The organism is Vibrio natriegens NBRC 15636 = ATCC 14048 = DSM 759, assembly GCF_035621455.1.
In the GTDB taxonomy this organism is placed as follows: Bacteria; Pseudomonadota; Gammaproteobacteria; order Enterobacterales; family Vibrionaceae; genus Vibrio; species Vibrio natriegens.
In genome coordinates, this window is record NZ_CP141822.1 from 2,603,097 (window position 1) to 2,623,146 (window position 20,050).

At 45.8% G+C, this 20,050-nt stretch carries 17 protein-coding genes and 6 tRNA genes; 1 reads left to right on the forward strand and 22 read right to left on the reverse strand.

Annotated features, from left to right (window positions below):
- Positions 1-37 precede the first annotated feature (37 nt).
- From VER99_RS11735 to pncC, 12 genes are all read right to left on the reverse strand, one after another.
- A tRNA-Arg gene (locus VER99_RS11735) sits at positions 38-114 on the reverse strand.
- A 63-nt stretch (positions 115-177) separates the two neighbouring features.
- Positions 178-254 (reverse strand) — tRNA-Arg (locus VER99_RS11740).
- Positions 255-334: 80 nt separating this feature from the next.
- Positions 335-411, reverse strand: a tRNA-Arg gene (locus VER99_RS11745).
- 67 nt (positions 412-478) lie between these two features.
- Positions 479-571: transfer RNA gene (locus VER99_RS11750), tRNA-Ser, on the reverse strand.
- Positions 572-619: 48 nt separating this feature from the next.
- Positions 620-696, reverse strand: a tRNA-Arg gene (locus VER99_RS11755).
- Between the two features lie 43 nt (positions 697-739).
- Positions 740-832: transfer RNA gene (locus VER99_RS11760), tRNA-Ser, on the reverse strand.
- Positions 833-1,075: 243 nt separating this feature from the next.
- The gene (gene csrA, locus VER99_RS11765) at positions 1,076-1,273 is read right to left on the reverse strand and encodes a carbon storage regulator CsrA (RefSeq protein ID WP_004415691.1); all 198 of its coding nucleotides are present in this window, start codon (positions 1,271-1,273) and stop codon (positions 1,076-1,078) included.
- A 91-nt stretch (positions 1,274-1,364) separates the two neighbouring features.
- Positions 1,365-2,552 carry an aspartate kinase gene (locus VER99_RS11770; protein WP_020333960.1) on the reverse strand — a complete coding sequence of 396 codons (1,188 nt, stop codon included), beginning with the start codon at positions 2,550-2,552 and terminating at the stop codon, positions 1,365-1,367.
- A 196-nt stretch (positions 2,553-2,748) separates the two neighbouring features.
- Positions 2,749-5,331 (reverse strand): alanine--tRNA ligase, encoded by a 2,583-nt coding sequence (gene alaS, locus VER99_RS11775; RefSeq protein ID WP_020333961.1) that lies wholly within the window; start codon positions 5,329-5,331, stop codon positions 2,749-2,751.
- Positions 5,332-5,473: 142 nt separating this feature from the next.
- A complete protein-coding gene (recX, locus tag VER99_RS11780) occupies positions 5,474-5,941 on the reverse strand; it encodes a recombination regulator RecX (protein WP_020333962.1) in 468 nt (155 codons plus the stop codon).
- A 114-nt stretch (positions 5,942-6,055) separates the two neighbouring features.
- Positions 6,056-7,102 (reverse strand): recombinase RecA, encoded by a 1,047-nt coding sequence (gene recA / locus VER99_RS11785; RefSeq protein ID WP_014232974.1) that lies wholly within the window; start codon positions 7,100-7,102, stop codon positions 6,056-6,058.
- Positions 7,103-7,292: 190 nt separating this feature from the next.
- The gene (gene pncC, locus VER99_RS11790; RefSeq protein WP_020333963.1) at positions 7,293-7,784 is read right to left on the reverse strand and encodes a nicotinamide-nucleotide amidase; all 492 of its coding nucleotides are present in this window, start codon (positions 7,782-7,784) and stop codon (positions 7,293-7,295) included.
- 84 nt (positions 7,785-7,868) lie between these two features.
- Between pncC and mutS the strand changes: the two genes are divergently transcribed.
- A complete protein-coding gene (gene mutS / locus VER99_RS11795; RefSeq protein ID WP_014232976.1) occupies positions 7,869-10,430 on the forward strand; it encodes a DNA mismatch repair protein MutS in 2,562 nt (853 codons plus the stop codon).
- A 74-nt stretch (positions 10,431-10,504) separates the two neighbouring features.
- On the opposite strand, the gene rpoS is transcribed toward mutS, so the two are convergent.
- From rpoS to VER99_RS11845, 10 genes are all read right to left on the reverse strand, one after another.
- Positions 10,505-11,491 (reverse strand): RNA polymerase sigma factor RpoS, encoded by a 987-nt coding sequence (rpoS, locus tag VER99_RS11800; RefSeq protein WP_024372915.1) that lies wholly within the window; start codon positions 11,489-11,491, stop codon positions 10,505-10,507.
- A gap of 80 nt (positions 11,492-11,571) precedes the next feature.
- Positions 11,572-12,495 carry a peptidoglycan DD-metalloendopeptidase family protein gene (locus tag VER99_RS11805; RefSeq protein WP_024372916.1) on the reverse strand — a complete coding sequence of 308 codons (924 nt, stop codon included), beginning with the start codon at positions 12,493-12,495 and terminating at the stop codon, positions 11,572-11,574.
- Between the two features lie 13 nt (positions 12,496-12,508).
- Positions 12,509-13,135, reverse strand: coding sequence for a protein-L-isoaspartate(D-aspartate) O-methyltransferase (locus VER99_RS11810; protein ID WP_014232979.1), 627 nt, complete (start codon positions 13,133-13,135; stop codon positions 12,509-12,511).
- Positions 13,135-13,881 carry a 5'/3'-nucleotidase SurE gene (surE, locus tag VER99_RS11815; RefSeq protein ID WP_024372917.1) on the reverse strand — a complete coding sequence of 249 codons (747 nt, stop codon included), beginning with the start codon at positions 13,879-13,881 and terminating at the stop codon, positions 13,135-13,137. Before surE ends, VER99_RS11810 begins: the two co-directional genes overlap by 1 nt.
- Positions 13,882-13,910: 29 nt before the next feature.
- Complete coding sequence (gene truD, locus VER99_RS11820; protein WP_020333968.1) at positions 13,911-14,954, reverse strand: tRNA pseudouridine(13) synthase TruD; 1,044 nt, start codon at positions 14,952-14,954, stop codon at positions 13,911-13,913.
- A gap of 42 nt (positions 14,955-14,996) precedes the next feature.
- Positions 14,997-15,476, reverse strand: a complete 480-nt coding sequence (gene ispF / locus VER99_RS11825) for a 2-C-methyl-D-erythritol 2,4-cyclodiphosphate synthase (protein WP_014232982.1) — start codon at positions 15,474-15,476, stop codon at positions 14,997-14,999.
- A gap of 13 nt (positions 15,477-15,489) precedes the next feature.
- Positions 15,490-16,197 (reverse strand): 2-C-methyl-D-erythritol 4-phosphate cytidylyltransferase, encoded by a 708-nt coding sequence (gene ispD, locus VER99_RS11830; protein ID WP_020333970.1) that lies wholly within the window; start codon positions 16,195-16,197, stop codon positions 15,490-15,492.
- 1 nt (position 16,198) lies between these two features.
- Complete coding sequence (gene ftsB, locus VER99_RS11835) at positions 16,199-16,480, reverse strand: cell division protein FtsB (protein WP_014232984.1); 282 nt, start codon at positions 16,478-16,480, stop codon at positions 16,199-16,201.
- A 458-nt stretch (positions 16,481-16,938) separates the two neighbouring features.
- Entirely contained in the window at positions 16,939-18,240 is a 1,302-nt protein-coding gene (gene eno, locus VER99_RS11840) for a phosphopyruvate hydratase (RefSeq protein WP_014232985.1), read from the reverse strand.
- Positions 18,241-18,321: 81 nt separating this feature from the next.
- Positions 18,322-19,962, reverse strand: a complete 1,641-nt coding sequence (locus tag VER99_RS11845) for a CTP synthase (protein ID WP_020333971.1) — start codon at positions 19,960-19,962, stop codon at positions 18,322-18,324.
- Between the last annotated feature and the right edge of the window lie 88 nt (positions 19,963-20,050).

The window sequence follows — 20,050 nt, forward strand, 5'->3', positions numbered from 1 at the left end:
AACAGGTTATCAATATCAGGGCAATACCCTCAATAAGTGGCGCGTCCTGGAGGATTCGAACCTCCGACCGCCTGGTTCGTAGCCAGGTACTCTATCCAGCTGAGCTAAGGACGCGCAGTTTTCGATATCAATGTCTATAAACAGAAAATCAATATCAGGGCATTACCCTTCAATAAGTGGCGCGTCCTGGAGGATTCGAACCTCCGACCGCCTGGTTCGTAGCCAGGTACTCTATCCAGCTGAGCTAAGGACGCACACGTTTCGATATCAACTTTAGTCAATATCAGGGCAATACCCTAAATTCTTTTTCAAAAAAGTCAGACTTATTTGAAAGTGGCGCGTCCTGGAGGATTCGAACCTCCGACCGCCTGGTTCGTAGCCAGGTACTCTATCCAGCTGAGCTAAGGACGCACATTTTGTGAAATAAATCACATTACTTTGTTTTAGAACAAAAAAAATTGACTGCTACGTCAATAAATGGCGGTGAGGGAGGGATTCGAACCCTCGATGCGGCTACAAACCACATACTCCCTTAGCAGGGGAGCGCCTTCGGCCTCTCGGCCACCTCACCACATTATTCATACTCGAATACATCATCAAAGAATAATGTAAAAGAATATGGCGCGTCCTGGAGGATTCGAACCTCCGACCGCCTGGTTCGTAGCCAGGTACTCTATCCAGCTGAGCTAAGGACGCACTTTTGTTCTTTGTTTGGATGCTAACTCAAACAAGGCAAGAATGGCGGTGAGGGAGGGATTCGAACCCTCGATGCGGCTACAAACCACATACTCCCTTAGCAGGGGAGCGCCTTCGGCCTCTCGGCCACCTCACCGTCTTGCGGAGGCACATATTACGTTTTACCGAAAATATGTCAAACACTTTCTTTGAAAAAAACCGCAAAAAACACTTAACCGATGCCGATTTAATCAAAGTGACTATTAAACGAACTTTACCACCCTATTATGATGAAAAAAAGAGAGTCTTCTCTGAAAAAATGACATTTATCAGAAACTAAAAAGGCCAGCCCTTCGGCTAGCCTTTTTCATTCAAACTAAGCTCTGTAAACAGATGATACTTAGTAGTTACCTGAAGCAACGTTACCATTGCCTTTTTCAGCTTGAATGCGCATGTAGATTTCTTCGCGGTGAACTGACACTTCCTTCGGAGCGTTAACGCCGATGCGCACTTGGTTACCTTTAACACCTAGTACAGTTACAGTTACCTCATCACCAATCATCAGTGTTTCGCCTACGCGACGAGTCAAAATTAGCATTCTATGCTCCTTGAGTAATCTCTAAATTTTCTTGCTATCACGCTATTATCCAACAAAAGTTATATTTTCGTAAACTACCTTGTTAGCGAAATCACCCTATTAGGGCATGTTTTTGCTGAATGCTTAACGCTTCACTAGACGTAATGTAAGCATCATGAAGAATGTTTGCCGCCATATCCACACAGTCAGGAGATAATACTAGCATCATAGTGAGTGCATTCGTTGCGCAGAAATTGATCGCAATATCTTGCTCAGCCAGCAAATCGCATGCATGCTCGACCATTCCATTGGCCTCAAGCCCTACTGCGGTCAACAGGCTTACCATTTCACTATTACGGATTTTATCGCTGAACACCAGATCGAACTTGGCACATGCATCTTGTTTTATCATGATACCTGTCCGTTCTGTTTCCTCGATCACATTCCAGACATCGATACCTAGCATCTGACATTGCTTTGTAGCACTGGACAAATGTTCTTTATCTACTTCAATAATGGCAAGGTCTCGTTGAATAGCTATACCAGAGATGGCTTGTGTGCCAATCTCTCCCTTAACTAAACTACCTTCATTCACATCGAATGTAGAAAGCACGCGTAGTGGTACATTGTTCTTCCATGCATATTGCACCGAAGGTAAATGTAAAACTTTAGCACCACGGCTTGCCATTGCTTCCATTGAAGGAAAGTCAATCACTGCCATTTTTTGCGCCGTTTTTACTACACGTGGGTCACAAGTATAAATACCATCAACGTCGGTAAAGATTTGACACTCATCAGCACGTAGTGCACCAGCCAGTGTCACTGCGCTCGTATCTGAGCCTCCTCGACCTAATGTGGTGATATCCCCATTTTCATTCACACCCTGAAAACCTGCGACGATAACGACATGCTCTTGTTCAAGCAATGCCATCACTCTCGTAGTATCAATGTGCTTAATCGTTGCGTCATTGTGCTGGTTATCAGTCACAATGTTCGCCTGTGCTCCGGTAAGTGAGCGTGCAGGATGACCCATTTTGTTCAGTGTCATCGCCAACAGTGCCATCGACACTTGCTCACCAGCAGAGAGCAAAACATCAAGTTCTCGGGCTGTAGGAACGCTATCTACCTGTTTAGCTAGGTCCATAAGCCTATTGGTTTCGCCTGACATAGCAGACACAACTACAACAACTTGATTACCATCATTTTTCGCCTTAATGATGTGTTCAGCAACTTGGTGGATTCTTTCAATTGAACCCACAGAGGTTCCGCCAAACTTTTGCACGATAAGGGGCTTTTTCACCAGTCTTCACCTTCCCAAGACCAAAGTCTCATTCGGACCACATACATTCTGTTTATATAAGTGGTAGTTACAAGAAAAACCAAGCAGCTTAGTGGGCCAGCTTAATCTCTGGTCCATTAAACCACTTGGTCAACTTAAAAAAATTACGCCCAATCAAAACAAATTGATTGAGCGTATATTTGTTATTTATAGCTTGTTACAAGCGCTCTTCTAGCCAAGGCTGAACAGTTTTGATTGCTTCTGGAAGTGCCGCTACGTCAGTACCGCCAGCTTGCGCCATATCAGGACGACCGCCGCCTTTACCACCAACCTGCTCTGCTACCATTTTAACTAAATCACCCGCTTTGACTTTGCCAACCAGATCTTTAGTTACACCAGCGATCAAACCAACTTTGTCACCCGTGATGTTAGCCAGAAGTACAACACCAGAACCCATTTGGTTCTTGATATCATCAACCATAGTACGTAGGTTTTTGCTGTCAGCACCTTCTAGAGCCGCAACCAATACTTTTGTACCGTTAACTTCTACCGCTTTACCCATGATGTTTGCGCTTTCTGCCGCAGCCATCTTGTCTTTCAGCTTTTGAATTTCTTTTTCAAGCGCTTTCGATTTTTGCGCAGATTCTGCAAGTTTTTCTTCGTACTTAGCTGTTTGCGCTTCGATCACGTCTAGAGCTGCTTCACCTGTTACCGCTTCAATACGACGAATACCCGCAGCAATACCGCTTTCCGACGTAATCTTGAACAAACCAATGTCGCCCGTGCTAGATGCGTGGATACCACCACAAAGCTCAGTGGAGAAGTCACCCATCGATAGTACGCGAACTTCATCGTCGTATTTCTCACCGAACAACGCCATCGCACCTTTCTGCTTCGCAGACTCGATGTCCATGATATTGGTTTCGATAGCGTGGTTACGACGAATTTGAGCGTTAACCAGACGCTCCACTTCTTTTAGCTCTGCTGCCGTTACCGCTTCAAGGTGTGAGAAGTCAAAACGTAGGTTTTCAGGTCGAACTAGAGAGCCTTTCTGTAGCACGTGCTCACCTAATACGCGACGTAGTGCCTCGTGCAGTAAGTGTGTTGCAGAGTGGTTTAGTGAAGTTGCAGCTCGGCGCTCAGCGTCTACGATTGTTGCAACATCATCACCTTTCGCCAGAACGCCTTCAGCCATTACACCGTAATGCGCAATTGCATTACCTAGCTTCTGAGTGTCTTCTACACGGAATACGCCAGACTCTGTGCGAATCTCACCAGCGTCACCGCACTGACCACCTGACTCAGCGTAGAATGGTGTTTCACCTAGTACGATGATTGCTTTATCGCCTGCTGACAGTGATTCAACTTCGTTGCCTTCAACGAACATGGCTTCGACAGAACTTGAACCTTTTGTGCCTGTGTAACCACAGAACTCAGTTTCCGCGTCCACTTTGATTGTCGCGTTGTAGTCTGTACCGAATTGGCCAGCTTCACGAGCACGTTGACGCTGCTCTTCCATTGCTTTCTCAAAACCTTCTTCGTCGATAGTGAACTCACGCTCACGAGCAACGTCGTTAGTTAAATCAGCAGGGAAGCCGTAGGTGTCGTAAAGTTTAAATACTGTTTCACCATCTAGCTCTTTGCCATCCAGGTTATCTAGCGCTTCGTTCAGGATCGACATACCACGATCAAGCGTACGACCGAAGTTTTCTTCTTCGATACGCAGTACTTTCTCTACAACCGCTTGTTGACGCTTCAGTTCTTCACCAGCAGTACCCATGACTTCTGCAAGTACACCAACCAGTTTGTAGAAGAATACACCTTGTGCACCAAGCTTGTTACCATGACGAACAGCACGACGGATAATACGTCGTAGAACGTAACCACGTCCTTCATTTGAAGGCATCACGCCATCAACGATCAAGAATGAACATGAACGAATATGGTCTGCGATAACGCGTAGAGACTGGTTAGACAGGTCTTCGTAACCAACTACTTCAGCAGCTGCTTTGATCAGAGTTTGGAATACGTCGATTTCGTAGTTTGAGTGAACGCCTTGCATGATCGCTGAGATACGCTCAATACCCATACCTGTATCAACAGATGGTTTTGGCAGCGGCTCCATAGTACCGTCAGCATGACGGTTGAACTGCATGAATACGTTGTTCCAGATCTCGATGAAACGGTCACCATCTTCTTCAGGAGTACCAGGGCGACCACCCCAGATGTGCTCACCGTGATCGTAGAAAATTTCAGTACATGGACCACAAGGACCTGTGTCACCCATCTGCCAGAAGTTGTCTGACTCGTATGGCTTACCACCTTTTTTATCACCAATACGGATGATACGGTCTGCTGGAACGCCTACCTTTTGGTTCCAGATATCAAATGCTTCATCATCGGTTTCGTAGATAGTAACCAGCAGGCGCTCTTGAGGTAGTTTCAGTACTTGAGTCAAAAATTCCCAAGCAAATGAAATCGCGTCTTCTTTGAAGTAATCACCAAAGCTGAAGTTACCTAGCATCTCGAAGAAAGTATGGTGACGGGCTGTGAAACCTACGTTTTCCAGGTCATTATGTTTACCGCCAGCACGTACACAACGTTGAGCCGTAGTCGCTCGAGTATAGGCTCGTTTTTCCAAGCCTAAGAAGCAATCTTTAAATTGGTTCATACCTGCGTTTGTGAACAGCAGGGTTGGGTCGTTATGTGGTACTAACGATGAACTTTCTACGATTTGGTGTCCTTTGCTTTCAAAGAACTTGAGGAACGAGTTACGAACCTCGTCAGTGCTCATGTACATGCAGCTCTTCCTGAAAATAGTCGAGTTAGAATTTCGCCGTATTGTAGATCAAGCAATCAGCTACGACTAGTTTTCTTACGGAAAAGAGGTCTTAGAGGAATAATTTTGAAGAAAAACAAAAAAAAATGCTGGAGAATCCCGCTCAATCGTGTTCGTCAAAGCTCAGTGCATAGCTGATTTGGTCAAAGCTGTATCCACGATATTGCATAAAACGCACCTGTTTGGCGTACTCTTTCTGGTCTTTGGCTTTTATGCCTTTGAATTTTTTCTCAGCCGCCATTCTTGCCAGTTCAAACCAGTCTTGTGGCTCTTCCATCATCGCTTCTTCGACAACCGATTCCGCTACGCGCTTTTGGGCTAATTCCTGACGGATCCTGCGTTCACCATGACCTTTATAGACATGTTGTCGAATCTGGCTTTTGGCATAACGCAAATCATCAAGATAATTGTGATCCAGACAAAAATTGATCGCGGCTTCGATATCGGCTTCTTCATACCCTTTCAATGCCAGCTTTTGATATAGCTCGTACTGTCCGTGGTCACGACGGCTCAGTAACTGAATCGCAGCTTCTTTACTTGAAAGAGTTGGCGCTTGACGCTTTTGGTACATGATGATCCTAAACCTATTTTTCCTGTACAGATTTGTTGTTCAGCACTTTAGATATAGCAAATACAACAAAGCCCCGCGTCGCAGGGCTTTTATATCTTTTATTTAAAGTCGAAGTTAAAACTCTTCTTCTTTCTTCTCTGGCATTTCACCGGCTTCAGGTCCCTCAGCTACAGCTGGAGACAAAAGCATCTCACGAAGTTTCTTGTCGATAGTCTGAGCAACTTCTGTATGTTCACGCAGGTAATTACAAGCATTTGCTTTGCCCTGACCGATCTTGTCGCCATTGTAGCTGTACCAAGCACCTGCTTTTTCAACCAGTTTGTGCTTCACGCCTAAGTCTACCAGCTCACCTTCGCGGTTAAAGCCTTGACCATACATGATCTGCGTGTTTGCTTCTTTAAATGGTGCTGCAATCTTGTTCTTAACGACTTTGATGCGAGTTTCGTTACCTACAACTTCGTCGCCTTCTTTGATTGCGCCAGTACGACGGATATCAAGACGAACCGATGCGTAGAATTTAAGTGCGTTACCGCCAGTTGTTGTTTCTGGGTTACCGAACATCACACCAATCTTCATACGGATTTGGTTGATGAAGATACACATACAGTTAGACTGCTTCAGGTTACCTGTTAGCTTACGCATCGCTTGAGAAAGCATACGAGCTTGGAGACCCATGTGGCTGTCGCCCATTTCGCCTTCGATTTCTGCTTTTGGAGTCAGTGCTGCCACAGAGTCGACAACCATTACGTCGATAGCACCAGAGCGCGCTAATGCGTCACAGATTTCTAGCGCTTGCTCACCCGTATCAGGCTGAGAAACCAAAAGTGCATCGATATCTACGCCAAGCTTCTTCGCGTATACAGGATCCAGAGCGTGCTCCGCATCGATAAACGCACAAGTTTTGCCTTCACGCTGTGCTGCTGCAATAAGTTCAAGAGTTAGTGTCGTTTTACCCGAAGATTCCGGACCGTATACTTCAACAATACGGCCCATCGGTAAGCCACCAGCACCCAAAGCGATATCAAGAGAAAGAGAACCCGTTGAGATGGTTTCTACGTCCATTGCGCGGTTATCGCCAAGGCGCATGATTGAGCCTTTACCGAATTGTTTTTCAATTTGACCTAGCGCAGCGGCGAGCGCTTTCTGTTTGTTCTCGTCCATTACTTTCTCCGATTTATTCATCTTTTTGGGCGACGAATAGTCATTAAACTTTTCTTGAGCAGTTAATCGCTCAGCAATGAAAGTTATTATACTGTTGATTCATACAGTGTCTATACCTGTATAGAAAAAACTTTAGCTGATCTACGTATAACTTTGCCGCAGAGCTTATCACGTCTGGGCTAACGTACTTTTAAATTTTCTCATCCAAATGCTGATAGATTCGAGTCAGTGCATGAAACACGGCTTGTTCACGAACGGCTGCACGATCACCGTCAAAGTGCATGGTTTCAACCAAAAGCCATTGTTGATTATCTGCGAATGCAAAACATACTGTCCCAACGGGCTTTTCTTCGCTGCCGCCACCTGGTCCGGCAATACCACTGATCGAGACGCCTATCGTTGCATTCGAATGCTCAAGCGCACCTTGAACCATTTCAATCACAACGGGTTCACTGACGGCTCCGTGCATTTCCAGTGTCTTTTGCTTAACACCGAGCATCTCCATTTTCGCTTCATTGCTGTAAGTCACAAATGCACGATCCAGCCAGCCTGAACTGCCAGCAATGTCTGTAATGGCGGCAGCAACACCACCTCCGGTGCAAGATTCCGCGGTCGTCATCACATGTCCATGCTGCTCGAGTAACACACCTAAATCTGCGCTTAATTTTGTTGTTCTTTCCATAGCCAAAATGCCCTTTGTCTCTTTTTACTTGATAGGGATTCACGTATCCTAAGCCGCTCCGGAAATAAACAAAAGAACTTACCTGTGAAAGCTGAACAAAAACACACTCCGATGATGCAGCAATACCTCAAGCTAAAGGCTGAGAACCCTGATATTTTGCTGTTTTACCGCATGGGCGATTTCTACGAGCTCTTCTATGATGATGCTAAGCGTGCCTCTCAACTGCTTGATATCTCATTGACTAAACGTGGTGCATCTGCAGGAGAGCCTATTCCTATGGCGGGTGTGCCATTTCATGCCGTAGAAGGCTATTTGGCCAAACTTGTTCAGCTTGGTGAGTCTGTCGCAATCTGTGAACAGATCGGTGATCCCGCTACCAGTAAAGGGCCTGTTGAGCGTAAAGTCGTGCGCATTGTTACTCCGGGTACCGTCACTGACGAAGCTCTTCTCTCTGAGCGCCTCGATAACTTAATTGCAGCGATTTATCACCACAACGGTAAGTTTGGTTATGCGACGCTGGATGTCACTTCAGGACGTTTTCAATTAACGGAACCTGAAACCGAAGAGGCAATGGCGGCTGAACTGCAACGCACCGCACCACGTGAGTTACTGTTTCCTGAAGATTTTGAACCCGTCCATTTGATGTCGAGCCGCAACGGTAACCGTCGTCGTCCGGTATGGGAATTTGAATTAGATACCGCGAAACAACAACTGAATCAGCAATTCGGTACCAAAGATTTGATTGGCTTTGGCGTGGAACACGCGTCACTCGGATTATGTGCCGCAGGTTGTTTGATCCAGTATGTAAAAGACACCCAGCGTACTGCGCTACCGCACATTCGTTCTTTGACTTTTGATCGTCAGGATCACTCTGTCATTCTGGATGCCGCCACGCGTCGTAACCTCGAAATTACTCAAAACCTTGCAGGCTCGACAGACAATACGTTGGCCGCTGTTCTCGATCACTGTGCAACCCCAATGGGAAGCCGCATGCTCAAGCGTTGGCTCCATCAACCAATGCGCTGCATCGATACATTAAACAATCGCCTTGATGCCATCGGTGAAATTAAAGACCAAAGCCTATTTGCCGATCTTCAGCCCACTTTAAAACAGATTGGTGATATTGAACGAATTTTAGCCCGTCTGGCGTTACGATCTGCCCGTCCTCGTGACATGGCTCGTCTACGTCACGCTATGCAGCAATTGCCAGAGCTAGAAGCCATTACTGCCTCACTGACTCATCCATACCTCGTGAAGCTGGCTCAGTTTGCAGCACCAATCGATGATGTGTGCGAATTACTCGAACGTGCAATCAAAGAAAACCCTCCTGTTGTGATTCGCGACGGTGGCGTTATCGCCGAGGGATATAATGAAGAGCTGGATGAGTGGCGTAAACTCGCTGATGGCGCAACAGAATACTTAGAAAAACTCGAATCGGACGAACGTGAACGTCATGGCATTGATACACTTAAAGTTGGTTACAACAATGTGCATGGCTTCTACATTCAAGTTAGCCGTGGTCAAAGCCATTTGGTACCGCCACACTATGTGCGTCGCCAAACTCTTAAAAACGCAGAACGCTATATCATTCCTGAGCTGAAAGAACACGAAGACAAAGTGCTTAACTCTAAGTCAAAAGCACTCGCGTTAGAAAAGCAGCTTTGGGAAGGGCTGTTTGATCTGTTGATGCCGAACCTAGAACAGTTACAGAATTTGGCCTCTGCGGTTTCTCAATTGGATGTACTACAAAACCTGGCAGAACGTGCTGATTCACTCGATTACTGCCGTCCGACATTAGTCAAAGAACCAGGTATCCAAATCCAATCAGGTCGCCACCCTGTTGTAGAGCAAGTCACCAGTGACCCATTTATCGCCAACCCAATAGAGCTAAACCCACAGCGTAAGATGTTGATAATTACGGGTCCGAACATGGGTGGTAAATCGACATACATGCGCCAAACTGCATTGATCGCGCTGATGGCTCACATCGGTTCGTACGTTCCAGCTGAATCAGCTCAGATTGGATCGTTAGATCGTATTTTCACTCGTATTGGTGCTTCTGATGACTTAGCCTCCGGGCGATCAACGTTTATGGTGGAAATGACGGAAACGGCGAATATTCTGCACAACGCAACGAAAAACAGCTTAGTACTGATGGATGAAATTGGTCGAGGCACCAGTACTTATGATGGTCTGTCTTTGGCATGGGCAAGCGCAGAATGGCTGGCAACACAAATCGGCGCGATGACACTGTTCGCCACCCATTACTTTGAGCTGACTGAACTACCAAGTCAGTTGCCAAATCTGGCCAACGTCCACTTAGACGCGGTCGAGCATGGAGACAGCATTGCGTTTATGCACGCAGTTCAAGAAGGTGCAGCCAGCAAATCATACGGTCTGGCAGTTGCTGGCTTGGCTGGTGTCCCAAAAACCGTGATCAAAAATGCACGTGCGAAGTTATCTCAACTTGAACAGTTAAGTCATGGTAACGACTCCCCTCGCCCGGGAGCGGTCGATGTGGCGAATCAGCTCAGCCTTATTCCTGAGCCAAGCGAAGTGGAGCAAGCTTTATCAAACATCGATCCCGATGAGATGACGCCTCGCCAGGCACTTGAAGAACTGTATCGTTTGAAAAAAATGCTTTAGCTGTAATTGGATACCCTGCTTAAAACGCAAAAAGGCTATGGTTCACCATAGCCTTTTCTCTTTATGTATGTCGATTAGTCATCTTCGACGTTAAACAAGTTTTCCATATTCAGGCCTTGTTTAATCAATACTTCGCGTAGACGACGTAGACCTTCCACTTGGATCTGGCGAACGCGTTCACGAGTAAGTCCAATTTCACGCCCTACTTCTTCCAGCGTTGAAGGTTCATAACCTAATAAACCAAAACGACGAGCCAACACTTCTTTCTGTTTCGGGTTCAACTCTTCAAGCCAATGGATTAGAGAAGACTTGATATCGTCATCTTGTGTCGAAACTTCAGGGTCAGAATTGTTACCATCTGGAATAATATCAAGTAGTGCTTTTTCACCATCACCACCAATTGGCGTGTCGACAGAACTAATACGCTCATTCAAGCGAAGCATTTTGCTGACATCTTCAACAGGAATATCAAGTTGCGCTGCAATCTCTTCGGCTGTTGGTTCATGATCGAGCTTCTGAGAAAGTTCACGCGCAGTACGCAGATAAATGTTCAGCTCTTTCACAACGTGAATCGGTAAACGAATGGTACGCGTTTGGTTCATCAACGCACGTTCGATCGTTTGTCGAATCCACCATGTTGCATAGGTAGAGAAACGGAAACCGCGTTCTGGGTCGAATTTCTCAACTGCACGGATCAAGCCAAGGTTACCTTCTTCAATAAGGTCCAGAAGGGCTAAACCGCGGTTGCTGTAACGACGAGAGATCTTTACAACTAAGCGTAAGTTACTTTCGATCATGCGCTTACGAGCAGCTTCGTCGCCACGTAATGCGCGTCGAGCATAAAGCACTTCTTCTTCAGCAGTGAGTAGAGGTGAGAAGCCAATTTCACCTAGATACAATTGGGTGGCATCTAAGCTCTTGCTGCTTGCATCGAATTCTTCACGCGCAGCAGTTTTGCTTTCTGTGGATGATGATTTTCCGAGTTGACTCGCAACGGTCTTCACTGACTCATCGTCAAAATCAAACTCTTCAACTTTGGTTACTGTGTTGCTGATACTCATAACGCCTCCCCCTGGCGAGTTAGCAAGACATGACAACTCAATATGTCGCTAAATGGTTTCGCAAGTTGTTATTCAAAGTTTTACGGTAAATAGCGTTTTGGATTCACTGATTTACCTTGGTAGCGAATTTCAAAGTGCAGTTTGACGGATTTCGAACCAGAACTACCCATGGTTGCGATTTTTTGTCCACTGTTAACACTTTGTCCTTCGGATACCAGCAGCTTGTCATTATGAGCATATGCGCTTAGATAATTGTCATTATGCTTCACTATAATTAGGTTGCCATAACCTCGTAGTGCATTGCCCGAATAAACAACAGTGCCGGCTGCGGTTGAAACGATAGGCTGACCACGCTGTCCTGCGATATCAATACCTTTATTTCCTTGTTCTCCCGCCGAGAAGTTCTTGATTACTCTCCCTTTTGTTGGCCACAACCACTTCGATACGTTCGCATTTTTAGTAGTCGTTGTAGACGGATTTTTCTTCACATTTTGGTTATCTTTTGAACCAACATACTCCTTTGTTTTGGATTGTTCAACCTTCTTTGGAGGCTGTTTTTGCACCACTTTAGGGGTAGTTGGCTGCACTTTTGGGGTAGAGCTTTTACTTGAATCAACAGGCTTGGATACCGTTGATATTTTAGTCACTGGAGCCGGAGTCTTCGCAACTATAGGTGCCACAACGGGTTCCACTTTTTGCCCGAATTTCGGAGCAATATATTTCGGAGCCCAAAGTTTTAGACGCTGACCTGGATAGATAGTGTAAGGTTGAGCAAGCTCATTGTAACGAACGAGGTCATTTACATCCTTATCTGTGACGTATGCTATGAAATAAAGGGTGTCTCCTTTCTTTACTTCATAGTAACTCCCTCTATAACTGCCTCGCTCAACATTTGAGTAATCTTTTTTTAAGCTAGAAACAGGCGCTGGTGAGTGAGCCGCACAACCGAGAAGTCCTGCAGCTAACATAAAGCTAATACTAGTTCGACGTAATAACTTACTCACCAATCTTTAACCCTTACGCTAAATCACCCGCCACTAAAGGAACGAACCGCACCATCTCCACCACGGTGGAAAGGTATTCATCGCCTTTACGTTCAATCTTCAATAGTTGTTGTTCCGTTTCACCAACAGGAATAACCATCCTACCACCGTCTTTCAACTGCGCCAGAAGTGCTTGGGGAATGACTTCTGCTGCTGCGGTGACAATAATGGCATCAAATGGACCTTTCGTTTCCCAGCCAAGCCACCCATCTCCATGTTTAGTAGAGATATTGTAGATATCAAGTTGCTTGAGTCGACGCTTGGCTTCCCACTGTAAAGACTTAATGCGTTCAACGGAGTACACACGCTCGACAAGTTGCGCTAAAACCGCAGTTTGATAACCAGAGCCAGTGCCAATTTCCAAAACGTTACTTGAAGGCTCAAGTTCTAATAACTCCGTCATACGTGCAACAATATAAGGCTGAGAAATAGTTTGTCCCTGACCAATCGGTAACGCATTGTTGTCATAGGCTTGGTGCATCATTGCTTGAGAAACAAACCGTTCTCTCGGCAGGTGATGTATCGCATCCAGAACACGTTGATCTTTAATGCCACTGGCGACGAGATATTCAATCAACCGGTCAGCATGTGGGTTACTCATTACTTCTCTTCCTTCAACCAACTATCCATAGCACGCAGTGATTCATGAGCCGTAAGATCAACTTGCAACGGGGTAATAGAAACCCGACCGCGCTCAATCGCATAAAAGTCAGTACCCTCACCAGCATCTTGCTCTTTTCCTGGAGGACCTAACCAGTAAATATCATGCCCTCGTGGATCTTTCTGCTTTATCATGTTCTCTGCGTGATGACGTGCACCTAAGCGGGTGACTTCAATTTGGCCCAGTTGTTCCAAAGGAAGATCAGGGACATTCACGTTCAACAAGCGGTTGGTTGGAATTGGCATAGCGAGATGTTGTTGTACGAGCTTACGAGCAATTTTTGCCGCAGACTCAAAATGGCGCTTTCCAACCAATGAAAATGCAACAGACTGAACACCGAGAAAGTGCCCTTCCATTGCGGCAGCGACAGTCCCTGAATACAGGACGTCATCACCTAAATTTGCCCCATGATTGATACCAGTCAGAACAAGGTCTGGCAGGTCATCTTTCATTAACTCATTTAAAGCAAAATGAACACAATCCGTCGGTGTTCCCTGAACAGAATATGTGTTTGGTGCAATCTGTGTCACTCGAAGCGGCTGCTCTAAGGTCAGCGAGTTTGAAGCACCAGAACGGTTTCGGTCTGGCGCAACAATTGTCACTTCGGCAATGTCTCTTAATTCATCTGCAAGCGCATGAATTCCCTGAGCATAAACACCGTCGTCATTGCTAATCAGAATTCGCAGTGACTTAGCGTTTGGTGAATCTTGTTCCATTAGTATTCTCTTTCTACTTTTACCTCGTTGACTAACTCACGAACAATGGATGTAGCGAACGAGCCAGCATCTAATGAGAAAGTCAGCGTAATATTGTTACCTTCAACGCTCCAAGCAAGATCTTGTGGCTTTAGTGCAACATTACGGCGATCATGACGCATGCGATTACCACGGATAAGCGCCATCAAGTCAGGCTCTTCATCTAGGAACGGTTGCTCTAATGCCAAAGCATCGGCTTGGGTCGGTAATGCATTATCACCAGCAAGTGCAGCAGTAATAGCCGCGTCTCCATCGATAAACTGAGCTTGCATCGCCGCTATATTGCTCGCATCAACCGTCACGTTACCTGCGGAGGTTTGTGCAACATCACCCTCGACAAACTTGTCGAACATGCCCTGCTCTAAACGCGCAGAAACGATGCGGTTAAAAATCCAAGATCGCGCGGCTGACAGGTACATACTGCGCTTATTTTGATTTCGAGTACGTACGTTTTCACGCCCCCAACGACGGGCTTCTTCTAGGTTATTCCCATCATTGCCAAAGCGCTGAGCACCAAAGTAGTTCGGCACGCCAACTTGTTTTATTTTTTCAAGACGACGCTCTACGTCCGCGATGTCTGTCACTTCAGACAAAGTGACGACAAATCCGTTTCCAACCAAATCACCCGGACGTAACTTTTTGTTGTGACGATCCGTTGCCAGAATTTCGATATTAGGGTACTGAGCTAAAAACGCGGAAAAGTCCGGTGTTTCACCTTTTGGTAAATGAACGCTCAACCATTGTTCTGTCACCGCATGGCGGTCTTTTAAGCCAGCCCAGCTCACATCCTTAGATTTAACACCACACGCTTTAGCTAACTCGTTAGCAACGAAGCTGGTGTTCTCACCCGTTTTACGAATACGCACCATCAAATGCTCCCCTTCGCCAGTAAAGGCAAAGCCGAGATCTTCGCTAACCTGAAAATGTTCTGGTTGCGCTTTGATTTTTGCTGATGCGACAGGCTTACCCGTTAGGTATGCCAATGAAGATAAAATGTCTGACATGATTTAATTCCACTGCTCTTGCAGCATTAGGGAACAAGTTGATTATTGTTGCTTAAACAAAAGAACAACAGCTTCTGTAGCGATGCCTTCTTTACGTCCTGTAAAACCTAGGCGTTCTGTCGTGGTTGCCTTAACGTTTATGTTACTGATATCAGTTTCAAGATCTTGAGCAATGACCGCGCACATTGCTTCTATGTGCGGTGCCATTTTAGGCGCTTGTGCCATGATGGTAATGTCTGCATTACCTAATCGATAACCTTGTTCTTTTACTCTGCGGTAGACATCTTTCAGCAACTCACGGCTATCAGCGCCTTTCCACTTGTCATCAGTATCTGGAAAGTGGCGGCCAATATCACCAGCCGCGATTGCACCAAGCAACGCATCGCTCAACGCATGTAAGGCCACATCACCATCTGAATGTGCGATAAGCCCTTGTTCATAAGGAACAGAGACTCCGCCAATAATAACTGGGCCTTCACCACCAAATTTGTGTACGTCAAAACCGTGACCAATTCGAATCATTTTCTATCCTTACTTATTCGCCGCGCTCACGGCTTAAATAAAACTCAGCTAATGCGAGATCTTCTGGTTGAGTAATTTTTATATTGCTCGCATTGCCCTGAACTAAAGCGGGCGCTTCGCCCTTCCACTCCAAAGCGGAGGCTTCATCAGTAATGGCGATGCCTTGTTGTAAAGCGTCGCTCAGAGCATTTTTTAGGGGCTGAGTTTTAAACATTTGTGGGGTTAATGCATGCCACAATGCTTCTCTGTCGACAGTATGATCAATGTTTTGTACTGAATTAGCACGTTTCATCGTATCTCTCACTGGTGAAGCAAGAATGCCGCCAGTAGGATGATCAATACAAACATCAATCAAACGGTCTATATCTGTTAACGTTACGCACGGTCTTGCTGCGTCGTGAACCAGCACCCACTCACTGGCGAGTTCCGTACTCACATAGTTTAGCCCTGAAAGTACAGAATCGGCTCTTTCTTTGCCTCCATCCACACGTATGACGTCGGGATGATTTGCGATAGATAACTCAGGGTAATAAGGATCACCTTCGGTAACCGCCACCACTACTTTAGCGATTTTAGAGTGGGAAAGAAGCTTCTCGACCGTATGCTCTAATACCGCCTTTCCATCAATCAACAAATACTGTTTGGGACGATCGGCTTTCATTCTGCTACCGACACCAGCTGCTGGCACAATAGCGATATGAGATGGGACAGTATCCAACATCTTACTGGTTTTCCTCACCAACAATTCGGTAGAAAGTTTCACCATCTCGGACTAAGCCAAGCTCATGGCGTGCTCTTTCTTCAATGGCATCAATACCTTGTCTTAGGTCATCAATTTCAGCAAACATTTCATTATTGCGAGCTTGTAGCTTGCTGTTTACTTGTTGCTGTACTTCGATTTCATCTTCTACTGCATAGTAATCAGACACCCCGTTCTTACCGAACCATAGAGTGTATTGAAGTAAGCCAAACAGTAACGTAAGGGCTATAACAAAGATTCGCATATCGTTGCTAACATTCTGTACCGGAAGGAATTAGATAAGATGATATATATAGCATAAATGCGGGATTGCCTCTAGGGCATAAAGGAAGACTCACAGACTCCTCACATGAAAGAGTGTAAAGAAAAGCTTTTGGAACCGTATTCACATAAAGATTCTTCAGGCAAAAAAATACCCCGCCTAAGCGAGGTATTTAAAAGAACTATAAAGTTAAGCTAATAATTAAGCTTGGCCTTTAACTTCTTTAAGACCGCTTTCTTGCGAAAAAAGGGGGAGCGCGCTCACCTAGAGCTTCCTCGATACGGATAAGTTGGTTGCTTTCTTTTAGGTATAGCAGCAACACGGTCAGAACGGCTCATTGCTCTTAAGCATCTGCTTTTAAACAACCCCCAATAAACAAAAACCCCCGCCGTAGCGAGGGTTTCAAAAAGCTATTTAGCTAAACTTTATTCAATTAAGAATTAAGCTTGGCCTTTAACTTCTTTAAGACCGTTGAAAGGAGCGCGCTCACCTAGAGCTTCCTCGATACGGATAAGTTGGTTGTACTTAGCAACACGGTCAGAACGGCTCATAGAACCAGTTTTGATTTGACCTGCAGCTGTACCTACCGCTAGGTCAGCGATAGTTGCATCTTCAGTTTCGCCAGAACGGTGAGAGATTACTGCTGTGTAACCTGCGTCTTTAGCCATCTTGATTGCAGCTAGAGTCTCAGTTAGAGAACCGATTTGGTTGAACTTGATAAGGATAGAGTTAGCTACGCCTTTCTCGATACCTTCAGCAAGGATCTTAGTGTTAGTAACGAATAGGTCGTCACCTACTAGTTGAAGCTTGTCACCTAGTAGTTCAGTTTGGTGCTTGAAGCCAGTCCAATCAGACTCGTCTAGACCATCTTCGATAGAAACGATTGGGAATTGGTTCGCTAGCTCAGCTAGGTAGTGGTTGAACTCTTCAGAAGTGAAAGTTTTACCTTCGCCTTTCATGTTGTAGATGCCAGCTTCTTTGTCGAAGAACTCAGATGCTGCACAGTCCATAGCTAGAGTAACGTCTTTACCTAGTTCGTAACCAGCAGCTGCAACAGCTTCTGCGATAACTTCTAGAGCTTCAGCGTTAGACTTAAGGTTAGGAGCGAAACCACCTTCGTCACCAACTGCAGTGCTGTAGCCTTTAGACTTAAGAACTTTAGCTAGGTTGTGGAATACTTCTGCACCGATACGTAGACCTTCTTTAAGAGTTTTAGCGCCAACTGGTTGGATCATGAACTCTTGGATGTCAACGTTGTTGTCTGCGTGCTCACCACCGTTGATGATGTTCATCATTGGTAGAGGCATTGAGAATTGACCAGGAGTGCCGTTTAGCTCAGCAATGTGCTCGTATAGAGGCATGCCTTTAGCTGCTGCTGCAGCTTTAGCGTTTGCTAGAGAAACAGCTAGGATAGCGTTAGCACCGAATTTAGATTTGTTTTCAGTACCATCTAGTTCGATCATTACTGCGTCGATTGCAGCTTGATCTTTAGCATCTTTGCCAACTAGAGCTTCAGCGATTGCGCCGTTTACAGCTTCAACAGCTTTAAGAACACCTTTACCTAGGAAACGTGCTTTGTCACCGTCACGTAGCTCAAGAGCTTCGCGAGAACCAGTAGATGCACCAGATGGAGCTGCTGCCATACCTACGAAACCGCCTTCTAGGTGAACTTCAGCTTCTACTGTTGGGTTACCACGTGAGTCGATGATTTCACGACCTAGAACTTTAACGATCTTAGACATTAATGTTTCCTCTCGTTTCAAATATAAATGTCAATTTTAAAGGGCGGCAGCACAACCTTCGCCGCCGCCCGTATCCCTTACTTACTTCTCGAACTCGCCGCGTGAGAATTGACCCGCGGCCTTAACGAAACCTGCAAACAATGGGTGACCATCGCGAGGCGTCGATGTGAATTCTGGGTGGAATTGAGCCGCAACAAACCATGGGTGCTCTGGGTTCTCAATCATTTCCACCAGCTTCTTGTCCGCAGACAGGCCAGACACTTTCAGGCCAGCTTTCTCGATTTGCGGACGAAGCACGTTGTTCACTTCGTAACGGTGGCGGTGACGCTCATGGATCGTCGCGCTACCGTATAGTTCGTAAGCTTTTGTTCCTTTCTGTAGGTGACAAAGCTGTGAACCAAGACGCATAGTACCGCCTAGGTCAGACTTTTCAGTACGCTCTTCAACGTTACCTGATTCGTCTACCCATTCTGTGATCAAACCTACCACAGGGTACTTCGTTTCTTTGTTAAATTCTGTTGAATGTGCACCTTCCATACCCGCAACGTTACGCGCGTATTCGATTAGGGCAACTTGCATACCTAGACAAATACCTAGGTAAGGAACCTTGTTCTCACGTGCGTATTGAGCTGCACGGATTTTTCCTTCAACGCCACGATCGCCGAAACCACCAGGAACCAGGATTGCGTCAAGCCCTTCTAAAAGCTCAACACCACGGGTTTCAATATCTTGAGAGTCAACGTACTTGATTGTCACGTTTAGACGGTTCTTCAAGCCTGCGTGTTTAAGCGCTTCGTTTACAGATTTGTAAGCATCTGGTAGTTCGATGTATTTACCTACCATACCAATGGTCACTTCACCAGTTGGGTTTGCTTCTTCATAAATAACCTGTTCCCACTCAGACAGGTCAGCTTCTGGAGCTGTAATACCAAAGCGTGAGCATACAAGGTCATCTAAACCTTGAGCTTTAATTAGTTGAGGGATCTTGTAGATTGAATCCACATCCTTCATTGAGATAACTGCTTTTTCTGGAACATTACAGAATAGAGCAATCTTCTTACGTTCGTTCGCTGGGATCATGCGATCGCTACGACAAACTAGAATATCTGGCTGGATACCGATAGATAGCAGCTCTTTTACAGAGTGCTGAGTCGGCTTAGTTTTCACTTCACCCGCTGCGGCCAGGTAAGGAACAAGCGTCAGGTGCATGAACATTGCGTTTTCACGGCCAACTTCGATCGCTAGCTGACGGATCGCTTCCATGAAAGGCAATGATTCGATATCACCAACAGTACCGCCAACTTCAACGATAGCCACATCGTGACCTTCAGAGCCAGCGATCACGCGGTCTTTAATTGCGTTAGTGATATGAGGGATAACCTGAATTGTTGCGCCTAGGTAGTCACCACGACGTTCTTTACGAAGTACGTCGGCATAAACACGACCTGCAGTGAAGTTGTTACGCTTGGTCATCTTGGTGCGGATGAAACGCTCGTAGTGACCAAGGTCAAGGTCAGTCTCTGCGCCATCTTCCGTGACGAACACTTCACCGTGTTGAGTCGGGCTCATTGTGCCTGGATCAACGTTGATGTAAGGGTCAAGCTTCATCATAGTCACTTTAAGACCACGAGCTTCTAGAATAGCCGCAAGAGATGCTGCTGCAATACCTTTACCTAGAGAGGATACAACCCCGCCAGTAACAAAAATGTAATTTGTCGTCATGTTTAACCTGAAATTGGTTGAATGAGGGAAATGGAGTGCTTCTGGACGGGAGATAAATATACCAGAAGCTCCTTACCGCCACAACGTG

Bases quoted from the DNA above. Each gene is read 5' to 3' on its own strand.
- csrA (WP_004415691.1), bottom strand. From the start codon at position 1,273: ATGCTAATTTTGACTCGTCGCGTAGGCGAAACACTGATGATTGGTGAT.
- alaS (WP_020333961.1), bottom strand. From the start codon at position 5,331: ATGTACATGAGCACTGACGAGGTTCGTAACTCGTTCCTCAAGTTCTTT.
- recX (WP_020333962.1), bottom strand. From the start codon at position 5,941: ATGTACCAAAAGCGTCAAGCGCCAACTCTTTCAAGTAAAGAAGCTGCG.
- recA (WP_014232974.1), bottom strand. From the start codon at position 7,102: ATGGACGAGAACAAACAGAAAGCGCTCGCCGCTGCGCTAGGTCAAATT.
- pncC (WP_020333963.1), bottom strand. From the start codon at position 7,784: ATGGAAAGAACAACAAAATTAAGCGCAGATTTAGGTGTGTTACTCGAG.
- rpoS (WP_024372915.1), bottom strand. From the start codon at position 11,491: ATGAGTATCAGCAACACAGTAACCAAAGTTGAAGAGTTTGATTTTGAC.
- VER99_RS11810 (WP_014232979.1), bottom strand. From the start codon at position 13,135: ATGAGTAACCCACATGCTGACCGGTTGATTGAATATCTCGTCGCCAGT.
- truD (WP_020333968.1), bottom strand. From the start codon at position 14,954: ATGTCAGACATTTTATCTTCATTGGCATACCTAACGGGTAAGCCTGTC.
- ispF (WP_014232982.1), bottom strand. From the start codon at position 15,476: ATGATTCGAATTGGTCACGGTTTTGACGTACACAAATTTGGTGGTGAA.
- ispD (WP_020333970.1), bottom strand. From the start codon at position 16,197: ATGTTGGATACTGTCCCATCTCATATCGCTATTGTGCCAGCAGCTGGT.
- ftsB (WP_014232984.1), bottom strand. From the start codon at position 16,480: ATGCGAATCTTTGTTATAGCCCTTACGTTACTGTTTGGCTTACTTCAA.
- eno (WP_014232985.1), bottom strand. From the start codon at position 18,240: ATGTCTAAGATCGTTAAAGTTCTAGGTCGTGAAATCATCGACTCACGT.
- VER99_RS11845 (WP_020333971.1), bottom strand. From the start codon at position 19,962: ATGACGACAAATTACATTTTTGTTACTGGCGGGGTTGTATCCTCTCTA.